This window comes from Streptomyces sp. NPDC001348 (genome assembly GCF_053597535.1).
In genome coordinates, this window is the sequence record NZ_JBSFIK010000004.1 from 327626 (window position 1) to 336839 (window position 9214).

Genomic DNA, 9214 nt, shown 5'->3' on the forward strand with positions numbered 1-9214 from the left:
GGAACTGCTCGAGGAGCCGGAGCGGACGGTACTGCGCGAGGTGGCGGTGTTCGCCGGCGGCTGGGACCTCGCGGCGGCGGAGGCGGTGTGCACCGGCCCGGTGGCGGAGCTGCTCGGCGCACTGGTCGACAAGTCCCTGATCGTGGCCGCACCGTGCGAGCGGGGCGGCGGCATGCGGTACCGCATGCTGGAGACCATCCACGAGTACGCCACCGAGCGCGCCGCCGAGATCCCCGGTCGGCGCGCGACCGCCGAGCGACGGCACCGCGCGTGGGTGCGCGCGCTGGTCGAGGAGGCCGAGCCGCTGCTGCGGTCCGCGGAGCAACTGCCGTGGATCACCCGCCTCGAGACCGAGCTCGACAACATCCGCGCGGCCCTCGACCGGGCGGTCCGCACCGGTGACGAGGAGGAGGCCGGCGCGCTCGCCCTCGGCATGGGCTGGTTCTGGTGGCTGCGGAACTACCGCCAGGAGGCCGTGGAGTGGGTGCAGCGCGTACTGCGCCTCGGCGTCGCCCTGGACACCGCCCCGGAAGGCACCGCGCCGGCGGAACTCGCCTCCCTGGCCGTATCCGCCGACCCGGTCGACGCCCTGCTCCGAGCCCCGGACGGGGAGACCGGGCACCCCCGGTACGACCTGCGCATGGATCTGCGGATGCTGCATCTCTTCCTGACGTCCGAGGCGGGCACCCCGGACCTCGCGGCGGACGAACGGGGACCCGCCTACATCGCCCGGGTACGGGAGGCCTTCGAGGGCGGCGGCCCGCGGGCCGCCCGGATGCCGGGCCTCGTCTGGCCGCTGACCGGCTACTACCTGGACGGCGGCCCGATGCGCGACATCCGGGCCGTCCTCGACAAGGCGGTCGCCAACTGCCGCCGGTACGGCGGTGACTGGGAGATCGGCACCCTCCTGATGTTCCGCACCCACATGGTCGTCGACTCGCCCGGCAACCTGCAGGGAGTGGACGACGACCTGGCGGAGCTGCGGACGCTCTCCCGACGCGTGGGGGACCGCTGGATGCGGGCGCAGGTGTGCAGCGCGGCGGGCGAGGCGGCCATGGCGCGCGGCCGGTTCGACGAGGCCGGGAGCGAGTACCAGGAGGGGCTGCGGCTCGCCTACGAGGTGGGCGCCCACACCGAGTCGCCGTTCCTCCTCGCCCGCCTCGCCGAGATCGACCACCGGTCCGGGAACCGGGAGAAGGCGCTGGCCGGCCTGGAAGAGGCGGGCGTGGCGGCCGAACGGTACGGGGTGACGGACGCCCGGGGGTTCATCCTGCTGCTGCGGGCACACCTCACGCAGGCCCACGGGGACTTCGTCCACGCCCGCGAGCTGTGGGAGGAGGCCTGCGCGGAGGCACGGCGCGGCACACCCCCGCCGCAGTTCATGGCGGGACTGCACGCCACGGAGGCCCTCATCACGGCCGGCGAGTCCGGCCCCGCGCGGGCCCTGCCGATCGTCGCCGACGCCCTGCGGGAGGCGATGGAACAGCGGTGCGCCGAGACGATCACGGCCACTCTCGTGGACATCGCGGCGAACCTGCTGGCCCGGCTCGGCGACCTGGCGGGCGCCGTCCGGCTGTTCGCCGCCGGTGAGCACTGGCGCGGCGGCAACCCGCGCCCCGAGCCGGAGCGCACCGAGGCCGAGCGGATCGACGCGGCCGCCCGCGCCACCCTGCCCGGCGACCGCTACCGGGCCGAGCGGGACCGGGGCGCCACCCTCACCGTCACCGACGCACTGCGCGAACTGGGCAGGACCCCGACCGCTACCGGTGGCTGAACCGTGCCTGGGCCCGGGCCGGGTCCGCGAGGGGGACGGAGACGGAGAAGGACACCCCGTCGAGGCCCCGCGTCAGGCCGTGGACGCCGACCGCCGCGTCGTGGGCGGGGCAGGAGACGCGCAGGTCAACGGTGACGGAGACCACCGCCACGTCGTACCGCAGCTCGCTCCACCGGCAGACCGCCGGCGTCGGCGGGGGAGGCGCCGGCAGGGGCGGGGGACTGGGGCTCGGCACGGCCGGGGGCGGCGGAGTCCGTGCCGGAACCGGCACCGGGGTGGACGGCGAAGCAGGCGGCGGCCCGGTGTCCGGCCGGTGCGCGGGGGCGGCGGCGGAAGGGACAGCCGAAGGGGCGGCCGGAGCGGAGGCCGGGCTCGGGACCTGCCCGGGCACGGCCACCCGCCGGGCGGGCGCCGGCTTCCTCCCCGGGGGCGCCGGGGCCGGCGACCTGGGCCCGGGACGGACCGCGGGCGCGGACGGCGGGGGCCCGGCCGTCCGCACGGCCGGCTCGTCGTGGTTCATCAGGGTGAGCGCCACCGCGGCCACCCCGACGGCGACCACACCGGCCGCGATACCGGCCTTCACCGGCGCGCCGAGACCCTCCGAGACCACCGCCCCGCCCCCGCCCCCGCCGGCCCCGCCGGACGAGCCGCCCGAAGCGGCCGCGGCGCCCACCCCGGCACCCCCCACGACGATCCCCAGGGCCTTGGCGTACCCGGCGGCACCGAACCAGCCGATCACCGCGACCGGCACGACGGCGGGGATGCCACCGGCGATCTCCTCGATCTGGGCGGCCGCCAACCGGCACCTGGCGCACTCCTCCAGGTGCTTGCGCAGCCCCCGCTCGGCACGCGCGCGCAGCCTGCGCCGGGCATAGGTGCCGAGCTGGTCGGCGTAACGGGCGCAGTCCTCGTCACCGGCGAGGGCCGCGCTGACGTGCGCCTGCAGATACGCCTGCTTCAGGCCCTCACGGGCACGGCTGGCGAGCACCCGAGTGCCACCCGCGTCCAGCCCGAACAGGGCGGCCACCTGGCCCGGGGACTCGTCCTCCACCTCGGTGTGCCACAGCACGGCCTGCCAGCGCTCCGGCAGCGAGCGGAACGCCCGCATCGCCAGGGACTCCTCGGCCTCGTGCATCGCGCGCACCTCCGCACCGGGCTCCAGCGTGCCGCCGTCCCCGGACCCCCGCGCGCACTGCGCGGCGAACACCGCGAAGTCGTCGACCAGTTGTTCCCGCCGGGACGACTTCGCCCAGTGCGCGGCGACGCGCCGCACGGAGGTGAGCAGGTAGGCGCGCACGGCGTGCGACGGCCCGGAGCCGCCGCGCACCGCCTGCAGCATGCGGGCGAACACCTCGGCGGTCAGATCGTCCGCGGTGTACGCGTCCCGGCAGCAGGTACGCGCATACCGGCGGACCGCGTCCGCGTGCCGCCGGTACAACTCCTCGTACGCGCCGTCGTCGCCCGCACGCATCCGCCCGATCAGCTCGCCGTCGGCCGGCGGCCGTCCCCGCGGCGGCACGAGGCCACCCTCGCGCTGGGCGGGGACACCGGCCTCGGCACGGTCCCGCGGCAACCGAGCCCGACCGTCCTGGCCCGGGACCTGCGGGGAGGTCAGCCCGCCGGTCTCCGCGTCACCGTCACCGAAAGACCCGTCCGGCCCGTCACCACTCATCGCGCGAAGCCCCCGCCACCAGCCCAGCCCAGCCCGACCCGATCACCGGGCCAGACTGCCACAGCGGCCTTCGCCGAGGGCTTCGCTGCACGGACTTCCACCCGTCCGAGCGGACCCGCCGCCGCACGGTACGGCGTCACCCGGACGGGGAAGGCCCGCCAGGGGATGTGACCCCCTGGGCACACCCCGCCCGGATGCCGGGCAACGCCCGCGGCCGTCACGACGGACGGGACCGCAGCCCCTCCAGCAGGATGTCGAGCAGCCGCGCCGAGGCAGCCGCCTGCTGGGCCGCGTCCGGCAGCGAGGGCGCCGCCGTCGCGATCACCAGCAGCACGTCCGACACCGACACGTCCGGCCGCAGTTCGCCCGCCGCGCGCGCCCGCTCCACGAGCCGGCCCACCACGTCGAGCAGCGCCGCCGCCCCCGCGTCGTCCTCGGCCACCACCGCCGGCTGCTCGGGCACCAGCCGCAGCTCACCGCCGCCCGGCTGGGTCCGCTGCTGCGGCACCCGGGCCTGCTCGGCCACGACGTCGCCGCCGTCCTCCGAGACACCGACCCGCAGCACCTGCGGCGGCAGCAGCCGCCCCGCCCCGGACGCCACCGACGTGCGCAGGAAGCGGGACAGCGCCGACCACGGCTCGTCCTCCTGACCGAGCGCCGCACGCGCCTGGTCGGTCAGCCGGGAGGTCTCCTCCTCGGCTATTCGCCGCACCAGGACGTCCTTGCTCGGGAAGCGCCGGTACACCGTGCCGACGCCGACCCGCGCGCGCCGCGCCACGTCCTCCATCGGCGCGCCGTAACCCAGCTCGCCGAAGACCTCGCGCGCCGCACGCAGCACGTGCTCCAGGTTGCGCTGTGCGTCCACCCGCAGCGGCGTCGTCCGCGGACCGTGCCCGCGTCCGTCGCCCGCCGCCGCGGTCATCGCCCCGCCCACCGCCGTGCCACCGGGCGCGATGGCGGACGCGGATGCCCAATGAGTGCCCTGAACATGCATGAGTGTTCCCCCGGTAATGACGTCTCCCCCCGGAGACTTTCCCCGCCACTGAATTCCGGAGTGCTCGGATCAGGTGCCGTTCCCCGAACCGGACCGTCCGTCGCGGACCCGTTCGACCACATGCCCTACACCCCGTGGACACGAACATAGTTGAGAGACTGTCAATTCAGAAGGGGCAGGTTCCGCACGGAGCGCCCCCCGATCGGAGCAGGCGGCGCATACGTCCCGGTTCCGCACCCTCGCACCGCCCGGTCCGACTGCTCTGACCTGCCCACTTTCGCCCCGATCCACCGAACCGGCCAACCCGGCGCACGCCCGCGCGCCGGTCACACAAATTGTCGGGGCTGTGGACAAACAACAGAGTCGGGTGCGTCATGGGATGGTGAAGGAACGTGCGCGCATTCTCGTTGTCGGCGGCGGCTACGTCGGGATGTACACGGCCCTGCGGCTGCAACGAAAGCTGAAACGGGAGCTCAGGCAGGGTGCCGTCGACATCACTGTCGTCACTCCCGACCCCTATATGACGTACCAGCCGTTCCTCCCGGAAGCGGCCGCCGGTCTTATTTCCCCTCGCCACGTCGTCGTACCGCTCCGCCGCGTGCTGGACCAGTGCCATGTCGTCGTCGGCGAGGTGACCTCCATCGACCACGCGCAACGCACCGCCACCCTCACCACCCTCGCCACCGAGGAGGGCGGCCCCGTCGAACAGGCCGCCTACGACGAACTCGTCCTCGCCCCCGGTTCCGTCTCCCGCACGCTCCCCATCCCCGGCCTCGCCGAGCACGGCATCGGGTTCAAGACCGTCGAGGAGGCCATCGGCCTGCGCAACCACGTCATCGAGCAGCTGGACATCGCCTCCTCCACCCGCGACCCCGCGATCCGCGACGCCGCCCTCACCTTCGTCTTCGTCGGCGGCGGCTACGCCGGGGTCGAGGCGCTCGCCGAACTCGAGGACATGGCCCGGTACGCCACCCGCTACTACCACAACGTCCGGCCCGAGGACATGAAATGGATCCTCGTCGAGGCCTCGGACCGGATCCTGCCCGAGGTCGGCGAGGAGATGGGCCGCTACACCGTCACCGAACTGCGCCGCCGGGGCATCCAGGTCCTGCTCGAGACCCGGCTGGACTCCTGCGTCGACCGTGTCGCCGTGCTCAGCGACGGCCAGCGGTTCCCCACCCGTACGGTCGTGTGGACCGCCGGCGTCAAACCCAGCCCCCTGCTCGCCGCCACCGACCTGCCACGGGGCGAGCGCGGCCGGCTCGCCTGCACCCCGCAGCTGACCGTCGACGGCACCGCACACGCCTGGGCCGCCGGCGACGCCGCCGCCGTCCCCGACGTCACCGCCGCCGAACCCGGCACCCTCACCGCCCCCAACGCCCAGCACGCGGTCCGCCAGGCCAAGCTCCTCGGCGACAACATCGTCCACACACTGCGCGACGAACCCCTCGAGACGTACGCCCACAGCTACGTCGGCTCCGTCGCCTCCCTCGGGCTCCACAAGGGGGTCGCACAGGTCTACGGACGCAAGCTGAAGGGCTACCCCGCCTGGTTCATGCACCGCGTCTACCACCTCAGCAGGGTGCCCACCTTCAACCGCAAGGCCCGAGTGCTCGCCGAGTGGACCCTCGCCGGACTCTTCAAACGGGAGATCGTCTCCCTGGGATCGCTCGAACACCCCCGTGCGGAGTTCGAACTGGCGGCCGGTGGAAAGCCTCCTCACCGCCCCGAGGACAACCCGAAGGGGTCGTCCTGACCGGACCCAGGAACTACACGGCCCGCATCGGCGTCTGACGGATGTCGCCGCGGACGGCCACCTGTCAGACTGCCCCACGATCTCGGACGGGCACCCGCCCGCCCTCAGCACCCACGAGGCTTTCCCCACTGTGAACTTCACGCGCTGGAGCGCCCGGCTCCCCGGAACACAGCGCCGCGCATCGGCGCGGACCGAGAACGCGGTCTCCCCGGACCGGCCAGGAGAAGGCATCGTGCCCGCCGCCCGCGCCGAACAACCGACCGACGGCGCACCGCCCGTACCCGCCGTCGACGAACTGCCCGCGCGCGAGGTCCTCGACCGCGTCCCCGCCCTCGTGGCCCTGGTACAAGGTCCCGACCACCGCATCGCCTACGTCAACGACGCCTACACCGCGGCATTCGGCGTACGCCCCCTCGGCGCACCCGCGCGCGAAGCCCTCCCCGAACTGGCCGAACTCGGCCTGCTGCCCCTCCTCGACCAGGTCCTGCGCAGCGGCAGACCCCGCACGCTCAAGTCCCGCAAGGCCGTCGACGGCCGCTCCTACACCTTCACCTGCACCCCCGTCGCCGAGCGCGCGGACCACGCCGGCGCCGGCGGCGCCGTTCTGGTCTTCGCCACCGACGTCACCGACCACGCCGAGGCCGCCGCCCGGCTGCGCGCCAGCGAACGCCGCCAGCGCGAGACGGCGGTGACCCTGCAGCGCTCCCTGCTCCCGCAGGAACTCGAACAGCCCGACGACCTCCGCATCGCCGCCACCTACCAGCCCGGCGGCACCGAGGCCGCGGTCGGCGGCGACTGGTACGACGTGATCACCCTCGGCGGGGGACGCACCGCACTCGTCATCGGCGACGTCATGGGCAGAGGCGTCCGGGCCGCCGCCGTCATGGGCCAGCTCCGTACGGCGGTCCGCGCCTACGCCCGCCTCGACCTCCCCCCGCACGAGATCCTCCAGCTCCTCGACGGCCTCGCCGCGGAGATCGACGCCAACCAGATCGCCACGTGCGTGTACGCCATCCACGACCCCAACGAGGGCCGGCTGGTGTACGCCTCCGCAGGCCACCTGCCGATCCTCGTCCGCGACGAGACCGGCACCGTCCGGCGCGCCGACGAACCGACCGGCCCGCCGCTCGGCACCGGCGGCTGGATGCACGCCTCCGGCTCCGTGCCGCTGACCCCGGGCTCCACCGCCGTCCTCTACACCGACGGCCTGGTGGAGCGGCGGAACGAGGACCTGGACGACGGCATCGCATCCCTCGAGGGTGCCCTCGCCGGTGCGACCGGCACCCCCCAGGTCATCTGCGACCGCCTGGTCCGCTCGGCCGGCGTCACCGCCGACCACGACGACGACGTGGCCGTCCTCGTCCTCCAGCACCCCGCCCGCACGGGCCCCGACGGGGAACTCTTCCGCAACGCCGCCCTCGAACTCCTCGGCGGCGTCGAGGCGGCCCCACGCGCGCGTGCGTTCGCCTCCGGGGTGCTGACCAGCTGGCGCTTCCCGGCCGACCTCCACGACCTGGGGGTCCTCGCCGCGTCCGAACTGGTCGCCAACTCCCTCCAGCACGGCACCCCGCCCATGCGCCTCCGGCTGCGCCGCACCGACCGTCGCCTCATCGTCGAGGTCACCGACGGCGACGACCACCTCCCCCGCCGCCGCCGCGCCGAACCGGGCGACGAATCGGGACGGGGCATCGCCATCGTGGCCACCATCGCGTCGAACTGGGGCTCCCGCAGAACGCCGGACGGCGGGAAGGCGGTGTGGTGCGAGTTCGTGCTGCCGCGGCCGTGAGCCGACCTTCGGCCGGACGGGCCCTATGCCTCTGCGATCACCGGCTCGGCACTCGCGCCGCCGCGGGCCACCACCCGGCTGCGGCCACCGGTCCAAGGCCGGTCCTGCGCAGCCGTGAGCGACCGGCCGAGCCGCACCGCGAGCACACTGATGCCGAGGGAGAACAGCAGGAAGGTCATGATGTACGGGGTGGGCAGCGAGGCACCCAGCGGTCCGCCCACCGCCGGCCCGACGGCCAGCGCCAGCTGCTTCACCAGGGCGAAAGCTGAGTTGTACTGCCCGGCCATGCCCTCCGGTGCCAGATCCGCCACGAGCGGGGCGACCGTCGGCGACAGCATCGCCTCACCCAGCCCGAACAGGGCGTACGTCGACACGAACGCGGCGGTCGCCATCTCCTGGCTGCCGTGCCCGAGGCCCGCGTATCCGGCGGCCAGCCAGGCCACCGCCCAGATCAGCCCCACACCGGCGATCACCCGCGACCGCCGACTCCGCTCGACGAACTTCAGCACGGCGAACTGGGCGACGACGATCATCAACGTGTTCGCGGCCAGCGCGGTGCCGAGCGCGGAGGTGGAGATGCCCGCGGCCTCCACACCGAACGCGCTCAGCCCCGACTCGAACTGCCCGTAGCAGGCGAAGAACAACACGAAACCCAGCACGCACAGCTGCACCATGGCCCGGTTCCCGAGCAACTGCTGCCAGCCGCCCCCGGCCGACCCGGCCGGCGCGTCCTCGATCCGCGGCGAGTGCGGCATCCGCACGGTCGACAGCATCACGACCAGCAGCAGGAAGATCGCCGCCTCGATCGCGAACAGCAGAGTGAACGAGGAGACCCGGGTCGTGTCGACGAGGTGCCCACCGATGAGACCGCCGATCCCCAGCCCCAGGTTCTGCAGGAAGAACTGCGTGGCGAACGCGCGGGACCGCGTCTCCGCCGCCGAGCACTCGACGATCATCGTCGCCAGCGCCGGCTGCATCACCGCCTGCCCGGCCCCCAGCGCCGCCGCCGACAGCAGTACGGTCACCGAGCCGGCCGCCAGCCCCAGGCTCAGCGCCCCCAGCGCGGCCATGACCAGGGCGGCGAGCAGGACCGGCAGTGGACCGCGCCGCACGATCGCCCGGCCGGCGAACGGCAGCACGATCAGCGCGGCCACGGCGAAGACCGCGAGGACGAGCCCCGCCGTCATGGCTCCCAGCCCCCGCACCTGCGCCACATAGACGTACAGGTAGAG

At 74.2% G+C, this 9214-nt stretch carries 6 protein-coding genes; 3 read left to right on the forward strand and 3 right to left on the reverse strand.

The window, feature by feature from the left end; all coding sequences use genetic code 11:
• The coding region (locus ACWC21_RS06705; protein WP_450878789.1) for an ATP-binding protein at window positions 1–1774 on the forward strand (1774 nt) is incomplete at its 5' end.
• Here ACWC21_RS06705 and ACWC21_RS06710 read toward each other — a convergent pair.
• A complete protein-coding gene (locus tag ACWC21_RS06710) occupies window positions 1761–3446 on the reverse strand; it encodes an RNA polymerase sigma factor (RefSeq protein WP_450878791.1) in 1686 nt (561 codons plus the stop codon). The genes ACWC21_RS06705 and ACWC21_RS06710 overlap by 14 nt on opposite strands.
• A 217-nt stretch (window positions 3447–3663) precedes the next feature.
• A complete protein-coding gene (locus ACWC21_RS06715) occupies window positions 3664–4440 on the reverse strand; it encodes a TetR/AcrR family transcriptional regulator (protein ID WP_450878793.1) in 777 nt (258 codons plus the stop codon).
• A gap of 379 nt (window positions 4441–4819) precedes the next feature.
• Between ACWC21_RS06715 and ACWC21_RS06720 the strand changes: the two genes are divergently transcribed.
• Together ACWC21_RS06720 and ACWC21_RS06725 are read left to right on the forward strand one after the other, a co-directional pair.
• Window positions 4820–6196 carry an NAD(P)/FAD-dependent oxidoreductase gene (locus ACWC21_RS06720; protein WP_450878795.1) on the forward strand — a complete coding sequence of 459 codons (1377 nt, stop codon included), beginning with the start codon at window positions 4820–4822 and terminating at the stop codon, window positions 6194–6196.
• A 130-nt stretch (window positions 6197–6326) separates the two neighbouring features.
• Entirely contained in the window at window positions 6327–7982 is a 1656-nt protein-coding gene (locus ACWC21_RS06725) for an ATP-binding SpoIIE family protein phosphatase (protein ID WP_450878797.1), read from the forward strand.
• Between the two features lie 23 nt (window positions 7983–8005).
• On the opposite strand, the gene ACWC21_RS06730 is transcribed toward ACWC21_RS06725, so the two are convergent.
• Window positions 8006–9214, reverse strand: a 1209-nt coding sequence (locus tag ACWC21_RS06730; protein ID WP_450878799.1) for an MFS transporter, incomplete at its 5' end; no start/stop codon positions are given.